The following is a 17352-nucleotide window of genomic DNA, read 5'->3' as shown; positions in this document are numbered from 1 at the left end:
ATGCAGGGACACACGGTTTTGGTTCCTTTTGCCAAGACAAAAGGGACCCGCCGTAAGGGCGGAAGGGGCCAACAGCGCCGCCGCATTGAATGGATAAGCTCGCAGACTCAAATCCCAGCCCAGCCCCAAGATCATACCCCCGGGATTCCGTGAAGAACCTTTTTTTTGCACCCGATTTTTCAGCACACCGCAGCAGGCGATGCATTTCCACAAACCGCCTCCACTCAAGTAAACTGGCGGGCTTCGCGCAGCCTTGAGCTGCCCCAGTAGATTTTTCCAAAGGTGCCCGCCATGCCTTGGCTGCAAGTACGTCTGGCCATCAGCCCGGAACAAGCCGAAACCTATGAAGATGCCCTGCTCGAAGTAGGCGCGGTTTCGGTCACCTTCATGGACGCCGAAGATCAGCCGATTTTCGAACCGGACCTCAACACCACACCGTTGTGGTCGCACACGCACCTGCTGGCGCTGTTCGAGGCCGATACCGATGCCGACGCCGTGTTCGCTCACCTGCAACTGCTGACCGACGCCGCATTGCCCGAGCACCAGGCAGAGGTCATCGAAGACCAGGATTGGGAACGAAGCTGGATGGACAACTTCCAGCCGATGCGTTTCGGTCAACGCCTGTGGATCGTGCCAAGCTGGCATACCGCGCCGGAGCCAGACGCCGTCAACCTGTTGCTCGATCCTGGGCTTGCCTTCGGCACAGGCACCCACCCGACCACCGCCCTGTGCCTTGAGTGGCTGGACGGCCAGGACCTGAAAGACGCGCAGGTGCTCGACTTCGGTTGTGGTTCCGGGATTCTGGCCATCGCTTCGCTGCTACTTGGCGCCCGCGAAGCCGTGGGCACTGACATCGATGTACAGGCCCTGGAAGCCTCCCGCGACAATGCCGGACGCAATGGCATTGCCGACGAGAAGTTCGCCTTGTACCTGCCAGAACACATGCCGGCCATGCAGGCTGATGTGCTGGTCGCCAACATTCTGGCCGGCCCACTGGTTTCCCTGGCGCCGCAATTGTCGACGCTGGTCCGCCCAGGCGGCCTGCTGGCACTTTCCGGAATCCTCGCCGAGCAAGGCGAAGAGGTTGCCGCAGCCTACGCCAAGGACTTCGATCTCGATCCGATCACCGTTCGTGACGGCTGGGTACGCATCAGTGGTCGTCGCCGTTAAGCGCGCCTAGAATAAACTTCTGTATAACCCGGACCGCCGCATGACCGACAGTTTCGTCACCCAGTGCCCGCATTGCCAGACCAGCTTTCGCGTCAACCACAACCAGTTGAGCGTGGCGCGCGGCGTGGTGCGTTGCGGCGCCTGCCTGCAGGTGTTCAACGCTGCCAAACAGCTGTTGGAGCAAAGTGCGGCGCAACAACCTGTGGTCGAACCCACTAGCGTTGAGCCAGCAGTGCCAGCACCTACACCGACTCCCTCTCCCGCGGCGCCTGCCAGTACGCGCGGATGGAGCGCTGCCGAGCTGGACCTCGACCAGCTTGACCTGGACCAGGAGCTGGCGCGCCTGGAACAACGCGAAATCCAGCCGACCACCGAGTTCAGGGCCGTTCCACCTCGCGAGGAAAGCCTCAGTGCCCAGCGCGACGAGCCGGAGAGCGACGACCAGCACTGGCCCGACAGCCTGTTCAGCACCCCAGCCAGCGAGCGCGCCCCCGTGGCCGAGCCAGACGAGCCCCAGCCGCCGCTGATTGAGCAAGAACCACTGGACCTCGCGCCAGCACCGGGCGAGCGCACCGAGCCGTCGTTATCGCTGGATCCGGACACTCTCGACGACGATCTGGACGAAACCCCGCATCGTTCCCAGCCAATTTCAGCCGATCCTGATGAAATGCCTGGCGAGCGCCTGTCGGCCAAAGCGCCCGAGGACGATCTCGACACCCTCGACAGCGACCTTGATGAGCGCCGCGAACCCGGCTTGGGCGCGGTATCAAACCGTCCCGTGCGTAAAGAGCCGCTGCTTGACTTGGTCGACGACCCGCTGCAACTGGATTGGCAGAAACCCAAAGCACACTGGGGTAAGCGTCTACTGTGGATCCTGCTGGTGCTGCTGGCCGCGGCCGTCTTGGCGGGTCAGTACATCTGGTATCACTTCGATGAACTGGCGCGCCAGGACCAGTATCGCCCGTGGTTCCAGCAGATCTGCCCGCAGGTGGGCTGCAAGGTGCCTTCACGCGTCGACATCGAGCGGATCAAAAGCAGCAACCTGGTGGTACGCAGTCACCCGGACTTCAATGGCGCCCTGATCGTCGATGCAATCATCTACAACCGTGCGCCCTTCTCCCAGCCGTTCCCTTTGCTGGAACTGCGCTTCGCCGACCTTAATGGTCAATTGATTGCCAGCCGACGCTTCAAACCCGTCGAGTATCTCAGCGGAGAACTGGCCGGCAAGGGCGAAATGCCTAGCCAGGTACCGATCCACATTGCCCTGGACATCCTCGATCCGGGGCCCAAGGCGGTCAACTACAGCTTGAGCTTCCGCTCGCCGGAATGAGCGGGGCAGTTGCAAGCTGCGAGCTGCAAGCCTCAAGAAAAGTCGGCCATACACCGATCTACCTTGGCTTGCAGCTTGATGCTTGGCGCTTACAACTTCGCGGCCTAACGCCGCAGTTGTTCAGATTTTATCCAAATCTATCTTTATCCGGTCACCGAGAGCGGGTATCATGCCCACCCTTTTTCGAACTCTAATGATCCGGCCCCACAACAGGGAACTCCTATGTCGGCGGTACGCATCGGCCCATATACACTGCAGAACAACCTGATCCTCGCGCCAATGGCCGGGGTCACGGATCAACCCTTTCGTCAGTTGTGCCGACGAATGGGCGCAGGCCTGGTGGTGTCGGAGATGGTCAGCAGTGACATGAGCTTGTGGAACAGCCGCAAGTCGCGTCTGCGCATGATTCACGAAGGTGATCCCGAGCCACGCTCGGTACAGATCGCCGGTGGAGACGCACAGATGCTCGCCGCTGCAGCACGAGCCAATGTCGAGGCCGGGGCACAGATCATTGATATCAATATGGGCTGTCCGGCAAAAAAAGTCTGCAACAAGGCTGCAGGCTCTGCTTTATTGAAAGATGAAGCTCTGGTCAGTGAGATCCTCCATGCGGTAGTTGCCGCCGTGGATGTGCCGGTCACACTGAAAATCCGCACAGGTTGGGACAGAGCGAACAAGAACGGCCTGATAGTGGCAAAGATTGCCGAACAGGCCGGGATCCAGGCACTGGCGGTACACGGACGAACCCGCGCCGACCTTTACACCGGTGACGCCGAGTACGACACCATCGCTGCAATCAAGCAGGCGGTGTCGATCCCGGTTTTTGCCAATGGCGATATCACTTCGCCAGAAAAGGCCCGGGAAGTGCTTCACGCGACCGGAGCCGACGGCCTGTTGATTGGCCGGGCAGCCCAAGGGCGGCCATGGATTTTTCGCGAGATCGAGCATTACCTGCGCACCGGTGAGCAATTACCGGCGCCGCAGTTGAAAGAAGTGGAAAGCATTTTGCTGGAGCACCTGACTGCACTGCACGCCTTTTACGGCGATGTGATGGGCGTACGCATCGCCCGCAAGCATGTCGGCTGGTACTTGGCAACGCTTCCGGGCGCCAAGGAGTTTCGCGCCCAGTTCAATCGTTTGGAAGATACGCAAGCGCAGTGCGCCGACGTTCGCGGCTTTTTCCGCGATCGTGAACAGAGCCTTGAGACAGAGGACGGACAAGGGGTGGCCGCATGACGATGATGACCGAGACTTTAGTGAGTGGAACAACGCCCGTGAGCGACAACGTCAACCTGAAACAGCACCTGAATACACCGAGCGAAGAAGGCCAAACCCTTCGCGGCAGTGTGGAAAAGGCGCTGCACAACTATTTCGCCCATCTTGAGGGCGCGGCCGTCACGGACGTGTACAACCTGGTGCTCTCGGAAGTCGAAGCGCCGCTGCTCGAAAGCGTAATGAATTACGTTAAGGGTAACCAGACCAAGGCCAGCGAGCTGCTCGGACTCAACCGAGGCACCTTGCGAAAAAAGCTTAAGCAGTACGATTTGTTGTAAGCAAGCATCCAAACCAGAAAAGGCGGCTCCCATTCGATGAGGTCGCCTTTTTTGCTGACTCCACCGCGTTATGGAATCTGAAATGACCGACCAGACTACCCGCCTGCCGATCCGCCGCGCTTTGATCAGTGTCTCCGACAAGACCGGAATTCTTGAGTTCGCCCGTGAGCTGCAACAGCTCGGCGTCGAGATCCTGTCCACTGGCGGCACCTTCAAGCTGCTCCAGGACAACGGCGTTGCCGCGGTGGAAGTTGCCGACTACACCGGCTTTGCCGAAATGATGGACGGCCGGGTCAAGACCCTGCACCCAAAAATCCACGGCGGTATCCTTGGCCGTCGCGGCACCGACGACGCCATCATGGCCGAGCACGGCATCAAGCCAATCGATCTGGTCGCGGTCAACCTCTACCCATTCGAAGCCACCATCTCCAAACCGGGTTGTGACCTGCCTACCGCCATCGAGAACATCGATATCGGTGGCCCGACCATGGTTCGCTCGGCAGCCAAGAACCACAAGGACGTCGCCATCGTCGTCAACGCCAGTGACTATGCCCAGGTGCTCGAGGGCCTGAAGGCCGGTGGCCTGACCTACGCCCAGCGTTTCGACCTGATGCTCAAGGCCTTCGAACACACGGCCGCCTACGACGGCATGATCGCCAATTACATGGGCACCGTTAACCAAACGGCTGAAACCCTGAGCACTGAAGGCCGCAGCGAATTCCCGCGCACCTTCAACAGCCAGTTCGTCAAGGCTCAGGAAATGCGCTACGGCGAGAACCCGCACCAGAGCGCGGCGTTCTATGTCGAAGCCAAGCCTGCCGAGGCCGGTATCGCTACCGCCGTGCAGTTGCAAGGCAAAGAACTTTCGTACAACAACGTGGCCGATACCGACGCTGCGCTGGAATGCGTGAAGAGCTTCGTCAAGCCAGCCTGTGTCATCGTCAAGCACGCCAACCCGTGCGGCGTAGCCGTAAGCCCGGACGCCGAAGGCGGTATCCGCCAGGCCTACGAGCTGGCCTATGCGACCGATACCGAATCGGCATTCGGCGGCATCATCGCCTTTAACCGCGAGCTGGACGCCGAAACCGCCAAGGCCATCGTCGAGCGTCAGTTCGTCGAAGTGATCATTGCGCCAAGCGTCAGCGACGAAGCCCGTGCCGTGGTAGCCGCTAAAGCCAACGTACGCCTGCTCGCTTGCGGCGAATGGACGGCCGAGCGCGCTGCTGCCTGGGACTTCAAGCGCGTAACTGGCGGCCTGCTGGTACAGAGCCGCGACATTGGCATGATCGGTGCCGATGACCTCAAGGTTGTCACCCAGCGTGCGCCGACCGAGCAGGAAATCCACGACCTGATCTTCGCCTGGAAAGTGGCCAAGTACGTCAAGTCCAACGCCATCGTCTACGCCAAGAACCGCCAGACCATCGGTGTCGGCGCAGGCCAGATGAGCCGCGTCAACTCCGCTCGTATCGCTGCAATCAAAGCTGAGCATGCTGGCCTGCAGGTGCAGGGCGCAGTCATGGCATCGGATGCTTTCTTCCCGTTCCGTGACGGTATCGATAACGCGGCTAAAGTGGGTATCACTGCGGTAATCCAGCCAGGCGGCTCGATGCGTGATGCCGAAGTGATTGCTGCAGCTGACGAGGCCGGTATCGCCATGGTCTTCACCGGCATGCGCCACTTCCGTCACTAAGTGAGCCTGCGGCACGCTTCAAGCTGCAAGCTGCAAGAAGTGCGCATCGCGTCGCATCTTCTTGCAGTTGCAGCCCCTTAAATTTCAGCGTTGCAAGCTACACAAAAGCGCCGCATTGGCTGCTTTGACCTCTAGCTTGCAGCTCGCAGCTTCTCCGAAGGAGCCTTCATGAACATTTTGATTATCGGTAGCGGCGGTCGTGAACACGCGCTGGCCTGGAAAGTCGCTCAGGACCCACGAGTCGAGAAAGTTTTCGTAGCGCCTGGCAATGCCGGCACAGCCATCGAAGCCAAGTGCGAGAACGTCGACATCGACGTCACTGCCCTGGAACAACTGGCCGACTTCGCCGAACAGAACGTCGCCCTGACCATCGTTGGCCCTGAAGGTCCGTTGGTTGCCGGTGTCGTTGATTTGTTCCGCAGCCGCGGCCTGGACTGCTTCGGTCCAACCAAGGGCGCAGCCCAACTGGAAGGCTCCAAGGCGTTCACCAAGGACTTCCTGGCCCGCCACAAGATCCCTACAGCCGACTACCAGAACTTCACCGAGGTCGAGCCTGCCCTGGCTTACCTGCGTGAAAAAGGCGCTCCGATCGTGATCAAAGCCGACGGTCTGGCCGCCGGTAAAGGCGTGATCGTCGCCATGACCCTGGCCGAAGCCGAAGACGCCGTACGCGACATGCTTGCTGGCAACGCTTTCGGTGACGCCGGTTCGCGCGTGGTTATCGAAGAGTTCCTCGACGGCGAAGAAGCCAGCTTCATCGTCATGGTCGATGGTGAAAACGTACTACCAATGGCCACCAGCCAGGACCACAAACGTGTTGGCGACGGCGATACCGGCCCGAACACCGGCGGCATGGGTGCCTACTCGCCTGCCCCGGTTGTCACTGCCGAAGTACACCAGCGCGTGATGGACCTGGTGATCTGGCCGACCGTGCGTGGCATGGCTGCAGAGGGCAATGTCTATACCGGCTTCCTGTATGCCGGTTTGATGATCGACAAGGCCGGTAACCCGAAAGTCATCGAATTCAACTGCCGCTTCGGCGATCCGGAAACCCAGCCAATCATGCTGCGCCTGGAGTCGAGCCTGGTGCTGCTGATCGAGGCCGCATTTGCCAAGGCCCTGAACAAGGTCGAAGCGCAGTGGAACCCGCAGCCTAGCCTGGGTGTTGTCCTGGCCGCTGGCGGCTATCCGGGTGACTACAGCAAAGGTGCTGTCATCAACGGTCTGGACGCTGCCGCCAAACTGGCCGGCAAGGTATTCCACGCCGGTACTGCCCTGAAGGACGGCAACGTGGTTGCCACCGGTGGCCGGGTACTCTGTGCCACGGCCATGGGCGAAACCGTCGAGGCTGCGCAACAGCAGGCCTACCGCCTGGCCGCAGAAATCAACTGGGAAGGCAGCTTCTACCGCAAGGACATCGGCTACCGCGCCATTGCCCGCGAACGCGGTGAACACCAGCAGTAACAAAGCGCCAGAAAGCAGCGCTGCCAACGGCACCCTGCTTCCAGCCTGTCGACAGGGCCCCACGTGGGCCTTGCCTTCACCTTGGCGCGCCGCGCATAGTTATCATTCGGCACTTTGCTAAGAAGGGATCTCGTCGTGCGTTGGCTCAGGATCGCCATAGGCCTCACCGTCAGTTTGCTGACAATGCTCTGCCTGTTTCCGGCTGCGGCCGAACAAGGCAGTGGCTGGGCCGTTTTGCTCGACGAACAGGCAAGCCTGCAACTCAGTGACGTACGCTCCGAACGCTACCGCACGCAATTCAGCCCCCTCCAGCTAGACCAACTCGATGCCGCAACGCCAAACGAGGCGCTGTGGTTGCATTACCGCCTGGACCCCGGACAGCACGAACAATTGCTGCGGGTCTTTGCACCGGATCTCTCCCGCCTGGACCTGTATGCCCTGGACGGCGATCACCTGGTAAAACACATACACAATGGCCAGGTCTCCGATAATGGTGAATTGAGTGTTCGCAGCAGCGACCATCAGCTGGCGCTGCCCAACAGTTCACGCACGCTGGACATCTACCTGCGACTGGTGTCCGAGCACCAACTGCGCCCTAGCATCAGCCTCGAGCCTGCCACCAAGGTCGCCGCAGACCAACGCCAGACCCTGATGTTCGGTCTGTTGTTCGGTTGCCTGCTGATGCTGATGCTGCACAACCTCATCCGCTTTGCCTATTCGCGCTCCTCAACCAGCTTGAGCCTGGCGGCGTATCACGGGCTGATGCTGCTCAGCGCGCTGATCCTGCTCAACCTCAGTGGCCCGTGGTGGAGTCTCTGGCACTCCGCTCAGACCCCGGCAGCCTACCTTACGGCGCTGCTGGCGAGCCTGGCCGGGCTGACCTTTACCCTGCGTTTTTTTGCCCCCTGCGGCCAACCGCGCCTGAGCCGTCTGCTGCAGGCAGAAATGATCCTGATCGGGCTCTGCGGCTTGCTGCTGCTGTTTGTCGATACCCTGCCGCTGAACCTGATGACCTACGTGCTGTTTGCCCTGGGTAGCGTGAGCATGCTGCTTATTGCCGGTTACCACTGGTACAAGGGCTATGCGCCTGCACGCATGTTCGCCTTGGCGATGCTGCTCTTCAACCTGGGCTGCCTGGTGGTTCTCCCTGCGTTGCTCGGGCTGACCCGCACGCCGACACAATGGTTGCTGTTCACGTTGCTGGGCTTGACCAGCCTGAGCGGATTGCTGCTCAACCTGTCAGTCAGCGAGCGCTTGCGGCGGATCAGCGAGGAACGCTTCAGCGCCAGTCGCGAACTGGCAGCCAGCAACGCCGAAATCAACGCCAAGGCCGAGTTCTTGGCCAAGATCAGCCATGAAATCCGTACGCCCATGAATGGCGTACTGGGCATGACCGAGTTGCTGCTGGGCACCCCCCTGTCGGTAAAGCAACGTGACTATGTGCAGACCATCCATAGTGCAGGTAACGAGCTGCTCACCCTGATCAACGAAATTCTCGATATTTCCAAGCTTGAATCGGGGCAGATCGAACTCGACGATGTGCAGTTCGACCTCAACGCACTGATCGAAGATTGCCTGAGTATTTTCCGCGCCAAGGCCGAGCAGCAGAACATAGAGCTGATCAGTTTCACCCAGCCACAAGTGCCAAGGGTCATCAGTGGCGACCCGACACGCCTGCGCCAGGCGCTGCTGAGCCTTTTGGAAAACGCCCTGAAAAAGACCGAGCAGGGCGAAATCCTCCTGGTTGTGGCACTCGATCAACGCGGCAGCTCACCGCGCCTGCGCATCGCTGTGCAGGACAGCGGCGAGGCCATGGCACCCGGCGAGCGTGAGGCACTGCTGCAGGCCGAACTGCACAGCAAGAATTTCCTTTCCAGCAATAAACTGGGCGGGCATCTGGGCCTGGTCATTGCCAAGCAACTGATAGCCCTGATGCAGGGCGAATTCGGTATCAAGGCCAACCATGGCCTGGGCAACACCTTGTGGCTGACCTTGCCGCTGGACCCGCAACGTCTCGAACAGCCTGCCGCCGACCTCGATGGCCCGCTGCGCGGCGCCCGGGTACTGGTGGTGGATGACAACGACACCTGTCGCAAGGTCCTGGTGCAGCAGTGCAGTGCCTGGGGCATGAACGTCAGCGCCGTGCCTTCCGGCAAGGAAGCCCTGGCCATGTTGCGCACCAAGGCACACCTGCGCGACTACTTCGATGCCGTGCTGCTTGACCAGAACATGCCAGGCATGACCGGCATGCAATTGGCCGCCAAGATCAAAGAAGACCCGAGCCTGAACCACGACATTCTGCTGATCATGCTCACTGGCATCAGCAATGCACCAAGCAAGGTGATTGCACGCAATGCGGGGGTCAAACGAATCCTGGCCAAACCGGTCGCGGGCTACACCCTCAAGACCACCCTGGCGGAGGAGCTGTCGCAGCGCAGCAAAGACCAGCCGATCATCCCGGCTCCGGTAAACCTCGGCACGCCGCTGCATCTGCCCAGTGATTTCCGCATTCTGGTGGCTGAAGACAACAGTATTTCCACCAAGGTCATCCGCGGCATGCTTGGCAAACTCAGCCTGGAGCCCGATACCGCCAGCAACGGTGAAGAAGCGCTGCAATTGATGAAGGCCCACCGCTATGACCTGGTGTTGATGGATTGCGAAATGCCCGTGCTCGACGGCTTCTCCGCTACGCAGCAATTACGCATCTGGGAAATCAGCACTCAGCGCAAGCGCACGCCCGTGGTGGCCCTGACTGCGCACATCCTGGCCGAGCACAAGGAGCGCGCACGACTGGCCGGCATGGATGGCCACATGGCCAAGCCGGTAGAACTGTCACAGTTGCGTGCATTGATCGAGCATTGGGTTGCACACCGAGAAGCGGAAACCAATGAGATACCAACCTCTTGAGCGCGACAGGCGCTGATACACTTGCTTGACTGTCCCTTCTGCCGCGAGCCACCACTATGCTCCATGAGTTGTTCAGCGTTTACATGAAAATGCTTGTGCTCTACAGCCCATTCTTCGTGCTCTCGTGCTTCATCAGCCTGACCCGCGGCCACTCCACCAAAGAGCGTAAGCAATTGGCCTGGCGCGTGGCATTTGCGGCGCTGATCGCAAGCGTGGTGCTGTATTTGTTTGGCAGGGCCATCTTTGGCGTATTCGGCATTACCGCCGACGCCTTTCGCATTGGTGCTGGCAGTGTGCTGTTCATTTCCGCATTGGGAATGGCACAAGGTAAATCCACGGTGCAAACCGACAATGTGCAGCAGGACGTTACCATTGTCCCGCTGACCATTCCCTTGACCGTTGGTCCGGGTACGATCGGCGCCTTGCTGGTGATGGGCGTCGGCCATCCGGAATGGGAAGACAAGCTGCTCGCCATCATCAGCATCGCCCTGGCCAGCTTCACCGTCGGCCTGGTGCTGTACCTTTCGCACCGCATCGAACGGATCCTGGGTGACCAGGGCCTGCAGATTGTCAGCCGCTTGATGGGGCTGTTTGTTTGCGCGCTGGCCGCGCAGATTATCTTTACCGGGATCAAGGGCTATCTGGTGCCCTAGATCTGCAGCTCGATAATCTCGCGCAGAGCAACAGCCTCAAGGCTTTTTTCCACTTTGGCGCGGAACTGCTGTTCAAACAGACGCACATTGAAACGTACCAGTTCGGCCTTGACCCGCTGGTGTGTGCGCTCGCGAAACAGAAAGCCTGCACAGAGCTGAGATTGCTCGAGCGCTTCGTGGTAGACCACCATATCCACGCAGCCATTACGGGCCGGAGCACAGGGTAACAACTGAAAAACACCCTGCTCACGGGTTCGCTGCTCGAACTGCAGCCTGGCCGTGGTATTTAAATTAAGCCCATGCATGGCCAGTTGCATCCCTCTAGCGTATTGGCTGCCGGCCACAGCCGAAATAGCCAACAGCGCCTTATCGACGATCTCGGATCGCTCATTGTCTGGCCAATGCACCTCACTCGCGGACAACGCATCCCAGCCATAAAACTTCAGTTTGTTCTTGTAGAAACCGTACCAGTCCGTGATCAGACCATGCTCAAAGGCAAAGCGGGTTTCCTGTTCGGCTTGCAGTAATGCCAACTTCACCGAACTTCTTTGGGCCAAGGACACATCAGCCATGAACGATACAAGACCTGCCCCGATTACTGCAGCTTGTGGCTTATTCATGGTTGCCTCCTTGCTTCTTGCCCAGTTCCAACAGGTAGCATCGTTCCTGTTGTTTACGCTCGATCAACCTGCGCAACTCTTCGCGGCGCGGTTCAAACAGTGCACAGTCCAGTTGCGCAGACTGCCCCTTGATGAGTACATCGCCTTGAATCGTATTGGCGTACAGCGGCTGCTCGATCGTCACTTGCTCCAGTAGCAAGGAAGTCTGCAATGCGATGCTGCACATATCGATAATCGGTCCCTTGTGGACCAAACCTATTTCCAGCGCAATTCGAGTACCGCTGGCATCGCCTTCAAAGGCAAATGGACGAAAAATGTCCAGGCCACCCTGCGTGCTCCCGAGCGCTTGCAAACCCTGCTCGACGACACTCGAAGCCCCTGCGTGTCGGCCTTCCAACCACAAAGCCAGGGGCTGGATGGGCGCCACCATCGATGCTCGACCACTTGGCGTGTGTGTATCCTGGAACAGCTGGGTCAAGATCCAGTCGCGCGCGGACAATCCGTGGCGGTAGCGGCTGTACCATTGGGGGTAATCAGCGAATCGCGAGCCTACGGCTTTATTGGCCACCAGTTGCGCATACAGCAGCGAGTCGAGCACCGCCTGGCGTTCACTGAGCGATACCTCAGGTGCAATCAACAGCAAGGTGCCAGCGGCCATCCATACCGAATAGTTGTCTGTTCTCATGTCCCTTCCTTGTGCAGATCAGATGACTCGCGCACGAGCCATCCCGAGTGATCAGATTTCGTAATCCAGGACGTTGGCCATGGAACGCTCGCCCAACTTGTCTTCGATGGCGCTGCGTACACGCTCATAGAGGGATTTGTTGAATGACAATGCTGCAGTGCCCGTATAGAACTCCTCGGCGGTGCTGTTCCACTCGAGTACAAACAGATCCAGATCGTGCTTTGAGGTATTGGTGTGGACACAGCCCATCGCAAGTACCACTTCACCTTCGCTGGTCTCGATGCAGGAAGCCAGGCCAATATTGGCGGTGTTTCTGTTTTTGACGTTGCGATCGAAAAGCTTCTGGGCCTCGCTGACCAGACCAAGTTTTTTCATGGCATCCCCAGCAAGCTTGCTCAACAGCTCACCAGGCGCGCCCCCCAGAACAGCGGTTCCCATGGCGCCGATGGCCTTGGAAGTGATGGCCGCGATTGTCAGCGCCTGGGAAGAGGCGCTTTCCCGCTCGTAGCTCCGGCGAGCGGTGACCCAGCCACAGTCCTGCATGACTTTGAGAAACTGCTTGAACCAGGCCTCGCCCTGACCTTCCTGGTCATAAAGTTTGCTGGCGACCAACGAGGCGAAGTGGTAGGCGTTCTTCACATCGGTGCGGCTTTGCAGCGACATGCCGGCGCCAAAAGCCATCAACGATTGCTCAACGACGGCAGCGGTGTTGGTGCTCAGGATTTCTGTGTTTTCGCTCATTTCGAATAGTCCTTTTCATGAAGCCCCGGTCGCAATCGCCGGGGCCCCACACTATTCGAGACAGCTGTTTGGATCAGGATCGAAGGCTTTCCCCTGCAACCTCAGTCCTGTGCTGGATACCAGCGCGGGGTGTACACCCACTGTCCACCATCAGCACGGTCGAAGCCGCAGGTGGTCGACGAACCGACCAGCACCATGGTGCGCATGTCGACCATTTCCGGCTGCAGTTCGCCGAGGGTGACGACCTTCAATGTCTGCCCTGGCCTGCCAATGTCTCGACCAAGTACCACAGGGGTATCTGCGGTACGATGCTGGCGAACGATCTCCAGGGCCCGGCCCAATTGCCAAGGCCGTGAGCGCGAGATCGGATTGTAGAACGCCAATGCCAGGTCGGCCTGGCAAGCCAGGTCCAGACGTTTCTCGATAATCGACCAGGGTTTCAGATTGTCCGAAAGCGACAATACGCAGAAGTCATGACCCAAGGGAGCGCCAGCCTGAGCGGCGGTTGCCAGGGAAGCAGAAACACCTGGCAGCATTTGCAGGTCGACAGCGTGCCACTGCGGATCGCTCGATTCGTGCAACGCTTCCAGCACCGCAGCGGCCATGGCGAACACGCCAGGGTCACCTGAAGACACCACTACCACCGAACGGCCCTGTGCGGCCAGCTCGAAGGCGTGCCGGGCACGCTGCATCTCTTCACGGTTGTCAGTGCAGTGCATGACCTGATCGGCGCGGAAAGGGCCAGCCATGCGCACATAGGTTTCATAACCAAGGATGTCGTTGGCTCGGGCCAGCTCGGCCTTGACTGCTGGGACCATGAACTCGGCCGCGCCAGGCCCCAAACCGATCACTGCCAGTCGTCCGCGAGCACGGCCAATTTGCGCTGGATCGATCGGCTGATTGGCAACCAGAATGGCCAAACCATCGGTAACCGGTTGCGGTGGCAGCAATTGCGGCATGACCTGCTCTGCCAGCGCACTGGCGCTCTGGGCGGTGGGTGCAAAGCGTACCGGTATATTCAACGCTGTTGCTGCCGCGTGCAGCGACGCATCGGCCATCAATGCATCGCTCGCCAACAGACAGGCAAGTGCTGGCTCGGCAATGCGTAGCTCGCGCAGCGCATCACGCACTACGGTTGCCAGCGCCGGCACTGCAGCGTTCACCGCAATCAGCACGCAGCGTGGATAGATGACGAGTTCCTGAGCCGAAACTTCCCGCGCGTCACAGCCCACATGAATAGCCAGTTGTGCCTGCTCGCTTTGCGGCAATTGTGCTTGCGCCAACCAGGGCGCATGCCCCTCGATGCGCACCGACTCGCCCGCGAGTAAATCGGAAACAAAGCGTTTGCCCAGTTCCAGGTCGGCCAGGGCGTAGCCCGTTGGCGGATTGAGCAGGCAAGTACCGAAACGCAGCTCTCCGCTGGTAGTGATTGCCGGGGCGACGCCCAACCCGGCAGCGATTTCGCGCGCCATGACGTTGACGCCACCCAGCCCCCCGAGCAAAGGCACGACTGCACTGCCATCCTCAGCCACAGCCAGTACCGGCGGCTCGGCACCTTTTTCCAGCAACACGCCCGCCAGGGTGCGAATCACGATGCCAGCAGCGCACAGGGCGATGATTGGCGTGTCCCGTTGATAGAGCTGTCGCAGCGTAGCGCCGAACTCCGGGTAGCTGCAGTCAACGTCCTCGACCCGCCCTTGCAGTCCATGGATCACTGCATCGGGGTACATTTGCTGGATCTTGCGAGCAGTGCTCAGGCTGCCTTTGCCAAGAATGACAATCGCCGGTGCTTTACGAGTCATCAGCCCTGCCACCTTTCACCGGGAACAATAATCAACGAGAAATATGGCGAGGACTGCGGATCGACCTCATCCAGAGCGACGATCTTCTGGTTGGCCATGGTCGCTCGCTCCACATACAAAGCGCGATCTGCCATGCCCAACTCGGTCAGTACTTCGCGCACCTTGGGGAAGTTGCGTCCAAGCTTCATGATCACGGCTGCATCAGCATCGGCCAGACGGCGCTTGAGCTCGGCATGCGGCAGCACACCAGAAAGTACCGACAGGCTTTGATTGCGGTAAACCAGAGGGGCACCCAATACCGAAGCGCCGCCAAGCATCGAGCAGACCCCTGGAATCACCTGAGCCTCGTAACGTTCGGCAAGACGGTCGTGCAGGTACATGTAGGAGCCGTAGAAGAACGGATCGCCTTCGCAGATCACCGCGACATCACGCCCGGCGTCCAGATGCGCGGCGACTTCCAGGCTGGCAGCATCATAAAAATCGCTGATGACCTGTTCATAGGACAGCGGCGCTGGCAGTACCTCGGTGGTCACTGGATACACCAGCGGCAGAAGGGTCTGGGCTTGCTGCAAATGGCCTTCGATAATGCCGAAGGCGTTACCACGCTTGCCTTTGGCAACGAAGTACGCGACCACCGGCGATTCGCGCAGCAAGCGCAGGGCCTTTACGGTAATCAGTTCTGGATCGCCAGGCCCTACGCCCAAGCCCAGCAAACGTCCACGCGCCTGCATCATTCGACCTCCGTGGCCAGAGCATTGACTGCCGCAGCGGCCATGGCGCTGCCACCCAGGCGCCCCTGCATGATCACAAAAGGTACGCCGCGGCTATCGGCAGCGAGCATCGCCTTGGATTCGGCGGCGCCGACAAAGCCTACCGGGAAGCCAAGAATCAAGGCGGGTTTAGGTGCGCCGGCATCGAGCATCTCCAGCAGGTAGAACAAGGCGGTCGGCGCATTGCCGATCACCACCACGCTACCTTCCAGGTGCGGGCGCCAAAGCTCCAGGGCGACCGCCGACCGGGTGTTGCCCAGTTCACGGGCAAGCGCCGGTACTTGCTCGTCGCGCAGGGTGCAGATCACCTCGTTGTTCGCCGGAAGGCGAGCGCGGGTGATGCCCTCGGACACCATGCGTGCATCACAGAGAATCGGCGCGCCCTTGGCCAAGGCTTCGCGTCCGGCAGCACCCGCCCCCGGCGAGAACTGCAGGCCATCGATGGCGTCGACCATGCCACAGGCATGAATGACTCGAACCGCGAGCTTTTCCAGATCGGCAGGAATGCGATCGAGCCGAGCCTCCTGTCGAATGATCGCGAAGGAATTGCGATAGATCTCCTGACCATCGCGGATGTAATCAATCATCAAGGGTGCTCCGTGAGCGGGCGTCTAGCAGTGCGCCGGCTTCTTTCAGTGTGAGGTTGCGTGCGTGCAAGCTGCCGAAGCCCGGCAGGCCTGCGTCACGCAGATATAAGTCGTAGTGCCCCGGGCTTTGTGCCAACAGCGTCGCCGGGGCGACATGGGCCAGGGCACAGGAACGCGGGCAGGCGCTCAGGTGCACACTGGCCGGTGCGCCGCTGGCGAGCAATGTGGCCAGCAGACGCGCGTCGCCCTTGGTGTCGGCCTGAGCCTTGGCGCAGCCGTCCGAGCCGGTGCAGGCAACCAGGCGGGCGAGCGCTTCATCAGCCGAGCAAAGCAGGCCCAATTGGGCCAGCTCGGTAAGTACGGGGTCTACCTGGCACTGGGCAATATTGGGCAGCAGCAAGCTTTGCCAGGGCGTCACGCGCAAGGTGCCGTCGCCCCACGTGCGCGCAAGCCGTGCAGCGCCACGCAGCATGCTCGGGCTCAAACGGCCCAGTGGCGCGGCGCCGCCAACAGCGCTGATGCCCGCTTGTTGCTGTGGATAACGACCCAGGTAGTCGCAGCCTGCGGTAGTTTCACGCCGCCATTGCAGCACGCTCGAATCAGCACGGACGCTCAGGCCTAACCCTGCAACGACGTCTGCGGGTGACTGCTCGACCAGCAAGTGACGCATCCGCGTCTGCTCCGGCCGGGCCAGGTCGAGAAAGCGATTCAACACCGCCAGCACCAACTCATGCCCCTGGGCCAAAGGAACAGCGCCGAGCGGCGAGTCGTCTGCCGGGCACCCTGCCAGCCCGAACGCCAGCCAGATCTCGTCGTCCAGGTGCAACGGACTCAGCCACAGGTCGTGGTGGTGTTCAAGCATCGCCAACCCTTCGCCGCCATCGATCTGCACGGCAAACTTTGCCGACAACTCATGCAAGCGCGCAGTGGTTTCCAGCGACTCCAGCACCTGCGCGGCCAGCGGCCGAGTGTCGAACAGCATCAGCGGATCTACGCCTGCTGTAGGGCTGAGCATCAGGTTGCGCACATCATCACCGGCGGCTGCGCGCGGCCCGAGGCCGCTGGCCAGCAACATCTCGATCAACCCGGCGTGTGCGCTGCCGATACCCCGAATCTGCAAGTTGCCACGGTTGGTGGCCTCTATTTCCCCAGCCGAAAAGCATTCGGCGGCAGTGGCAACGGCGTCGGCTTGATCGGCCGTTATCGCGCCACCGGCCAGTTTGATCCGGCAGATTCCACCATCCTTGGCCTGGACAATGCGCAGCAACCCCGGACAACCCGAGGGACGTAACGGAGCAGGGGGCTGGTGGGCCGAAACAGGCTGGTTCAAAAGGTCACCCGAGAATCGTGAAAAGGCACTTCAGTGTAGAAGGCGCGGTA

Annotated in this window: 15 protein-coding genes; 8 read left to right on the top strand and 7 right to left on the bottom strand. The window is 60.2% G+C overall.

Features of this window, described 5'->3' with window-relative positions; genetic code table 11:
• Positions 1 to 291 precede the first annotated feature (291 nt).
• The 8 genes from prmA (at position 292) to V0R60_RS16095 (ending at position 10767) form a co-directional block, all read left to right on the top strand.
• Positions 292 to 1170, top strand: coding sequence for a 50S ribosomal protein L11 methyltransferase (gene prmA / locus V0R60_RS16130; RefSeq protein WP_136478334.1), 879 nt, complete (start codon positions 292 to 294; stop codon positions 1168 to 1170).
• 40 nt (positions 1171 to 1210) lie between these two features.
• Complete coding sequence (locus V0R60_RS16125; RefSeq protein ID WP_330080740.1) at positions 1211 to 2500, top strand: DUF3426 domain-containing protein; 1290 nt, start codon at positions 1211 to 1213, stop codon at positions 2498 to 2500.
• Positions 2501 to 2722: 222 nt separating this feature from the next.
• Positions 2723 to 3736, top strand: a complete 1014-nt coding sequence (gene dusB, locus V0R60_RS16120) for a tRNA dihydrouridine synthase DusB (protein ID WP_136478336.1) — start codon at positions 2723 to 2725, stop codon at positions 3734 to 3736.
• A complete protein-coding gene (fis, locus tag V0R60_RS16115) occupies positions 3733 to 4053 on the top strand; it encodes a DNA-binding transcriptional regulator Fis (protein ID WP_003186237.1) in 321 nt (106 codons plus the stop codon). Before dusB ends, fis begins: the two co-directional genes overlap by 4 nt.
• A gap of 82 nt (positions 4054 to 4135) precedes the next feature.
• Positions 4136 to 5743 carry a bifunctional phosphoribosylaminoimidazolecarboxamide formyltransferase/IMP cyclohydrolase gene (gene purH / locus V0R60_RS16110; protein WP_136478337.1) on the top strand — a complete coding sequence of 536 codons (1608 nt, stop codon included), beginning with the start codon at positions 4136 to 4138 and terminating at the stop codon, positions 5741 to 5743.
• A 168-nt stretch (positions 5744 to 5911) separates the two neighbouring features.
• Positions 5912 to 7207 (top strand): phosphoribosylamine--glycine ligase, encoded by a 1296-nt coding sequence (gene purD, locus V0R60_RS16105; RefSeq protein WP_136478338.1) that lies wholly within the window; start codon positions 5912 to 5914, stop codon positions 7205 to 7207.
• Positions 7208 to 7342: 135 nt separating this feature from the next.
• Entirely contained in the window at positions 7343 to 10114 is a 2772-nt protein-coding gene (locus V0R60_RS16100; protein ID WP_136478339.1) for a hybrid sensor histidine kinase/response regulator, read from the top strand.
• A 56-nt stretch (positions 10115 to 10170) separates the two neighbouring features.
• The gene (locus tag V0R60_RS16095) at positions 10171 to 10767 is read left to right on the top strand and encodes a MarC family protein (RefSeq protein ID WP_136478340.1); all 597 of its coding nucleotides are present in this window, start codon (positions 10171 to 10173) and stop codon (positions 10765 to 10767) included.
• Here V0R60_RS16095 and V0R60_RS16090 read toward each other — a convergent pair.
• The 7 genes from V0R60_RS16090 to cobG all read right to left on the bottom strand — a co-directional run bounded on the left by V0R60_RS16090 (position 10764) and on the right by cobG (position 17302).
• A complete protein-coding gene (locus V0R60_RS16090) occupies positions 10764 to 11387 on the bottom strand; it encodes a hypothetical protein (protein ID WP_330080741.1) in 624 nt (207 codons plus the stop codon). The genes V0R60_RS16095 and V0R60_RS16090 overlap by 4 nt on opposite strands.
• The gene (locus V0R60_RS16085) at positions 11380 to 12072 is read right to left on the bottom strand and encodes a hypothetical protein (protein ID WP_330080742.1); all 693 of its coding nucleotides are present in this window, start codon (positions 12070 to 12072) and stop codon (positions 11380 to 11382) included. The genes V0R60_RS16090 and V0R60_RS16085 overlap by 8 nt, the downstream gene beginning before the upstream one ends.
• Before the next feature lie 51 nt (positions 12073 to 12123).
• Complete coding sequence (locus V0R60_RS16080; protein ID WP_136478343.1) at positions 12124 to 12813, bottom strand: hypothetical protein; 690 nt, start codon at positions 12811 to 12813, stop codon at positions 12124 to 12126.
• 101 nt (positions 12814 to 12914) lie between these two features.
• Positions 12915 to 14615, bottom strand: coding sequence for a precorrin-3B C(17)-methyltransferase (cobJ, locus tag V0R60_RS16075; RefSeq protein WP_330080743.1), 1701 nt, complete (start codon positions 14613 to 14615; stop codon positions 12915 to 12917).
• Positions 14615 to 15349 (bottom strand): precorrin-2 C(20)-methyltransferase, encoded by a 735-nt coding sequence (locus tag V0R60_RS16070; RefSeq protein WP_371922235.1) that lies wholly within the window; start codon positions 15347 to 15349, stop codon positions 14615 to 14617. Before V0R60_RS16070 ends, cobJ begins: the two co-directional genes overlap by 1 nt.
• Positions 15346 to 15972 carry a precorrin-8X methylmutase gene (locus V0R60_RS16065; RefSeq protein ID WP_330080744.1) on the bottom strand — a complete coding sequence of 209 codons (627 nt, stop codon included), beginning with the start codon at positions 15970 to 15972 and terminating at the stop codon, positions 15346 to 15348. Before V0R60_RS16065 ends, V0R60_RS16070 begins: the two co-directional genes overlap by 4 nt.
• A complete protein-coding gene (gene cobG / locus V0R60_RS16060) occupies positions 15965 to 17302 on the bottom strand; it encodes a precorrin-3B synthase (RefSeq protein WP_136478346.1) in 1338 nt (445 codons plus the stop codon). Before cobG ends, V0R60_RS16065 begins: the two co-directional genes overlap by 8 nt.
• Between the last annotated feature and the right edge of the window lie 50 nt (positions 17303 to 17352).

Origin of the sequence: Pseudomonas auratipiscis, assembly GCF_036324085.1 — a bacterium.
GTDB classification, from domain to species: Bacteria; Pseudomonadota; Gammaproteobacteria; order Pseudomonadales; family Pseudomonadaceae; genus Aquipseudomonas; species Aquipseudomonas auratipiscis.
This window is presented reverse-complemented; position numbering and strand designations above follow the sequence as displayed.

Bases quoted from the DNA above. Each gene is read 5' to 3' on its own strand.
- prmA (WP_136478334.1), top strand. From the start codon at position 292: ATGCCTTGGCTGCAAGTACGTCTGGCCATCAGCCCGGAACAAGCCGAA.
- V0R60_RS16125 (WP_330080740.1), top strand. From the start codon at position 1,211: ATGACCGACAGTTTCGTCACCCAGTGCCCGCATTGCCAGACCAGCTTT.
- dusB (WP_136478336.1), top strand. From the start codon at position 2,723: ATGTCGGCGGTACGCATCGGCCCATATACACTGCAGAACAACCTGATC.
- fis (WP_003186237.1), top strand. From the start codon at position 3,733: ATGACGATGATGACCGAGACTTTAGTGAGTGGAACAACGCCCGTGAGC.
- purH (WP_136478337.1), top strand. From the start codon at position 4,136: ATGACCGACCAGACTACCCGCCTGCCGATCCGCCGCGCTTTGATCAGT.
- purD (WP_136478338.1), top strand. From the start codon at position 5,912: ATGAACATTTTGATTATCGGTAGCGGCGGTCGTGAACACGCGCTGGCC.
- V0R60_RS16095 (WP_136478340.1), top strand. From the start codon at position 10,171: ATGCTCCATGAGTTGTTCAGCGTTTACATGAAAATGCTTGTGCTCTAC.
- V0R60_RS16090 (WP_330080741.1), bottom strand. From the start codon at position 11,387: ATGAATAAGCCACAAGCTGCAGTAATCGGGGCAGGTCTTGTATCGTTC.
- V0R60_RS16085 (WP_330080742.1), bottom strand. From the start codon at position 12,072: ATGAGAACAGACAACTATTCGGTATGGATGGCCGCTGGCACCTTGCTG.
- V0R60_RS16080 (WP_136478343.1), bottom strand. From the start codon at position 12,813: ATGAGCGAAAACACAGAAATCCTGAGCACCAACACCGCTGCCGTCGTT.
- cobJ (WP_330080743.1), bottom strand. From the start codon at position 14,615: ATGACTCGTAAAGCACCGGCGATTGTCATTCTTGGCAAAGGCAGCCTG.
- V0R60_RS16070 (WP_371922235.1), bottom strand. From the start codon at position 15,349: ATGATGCAGGCGCGTGGACGTTTGCTGGGCTTGGGCGTAGGGCCTGGC.
- V0R60_RS16065 (WP_330080744.1), bottom strand. From the start codon at position 15,972: ATGATTGATTACATCCGCGATGGTCAGGAGATCTATCGCAATTCCTTC.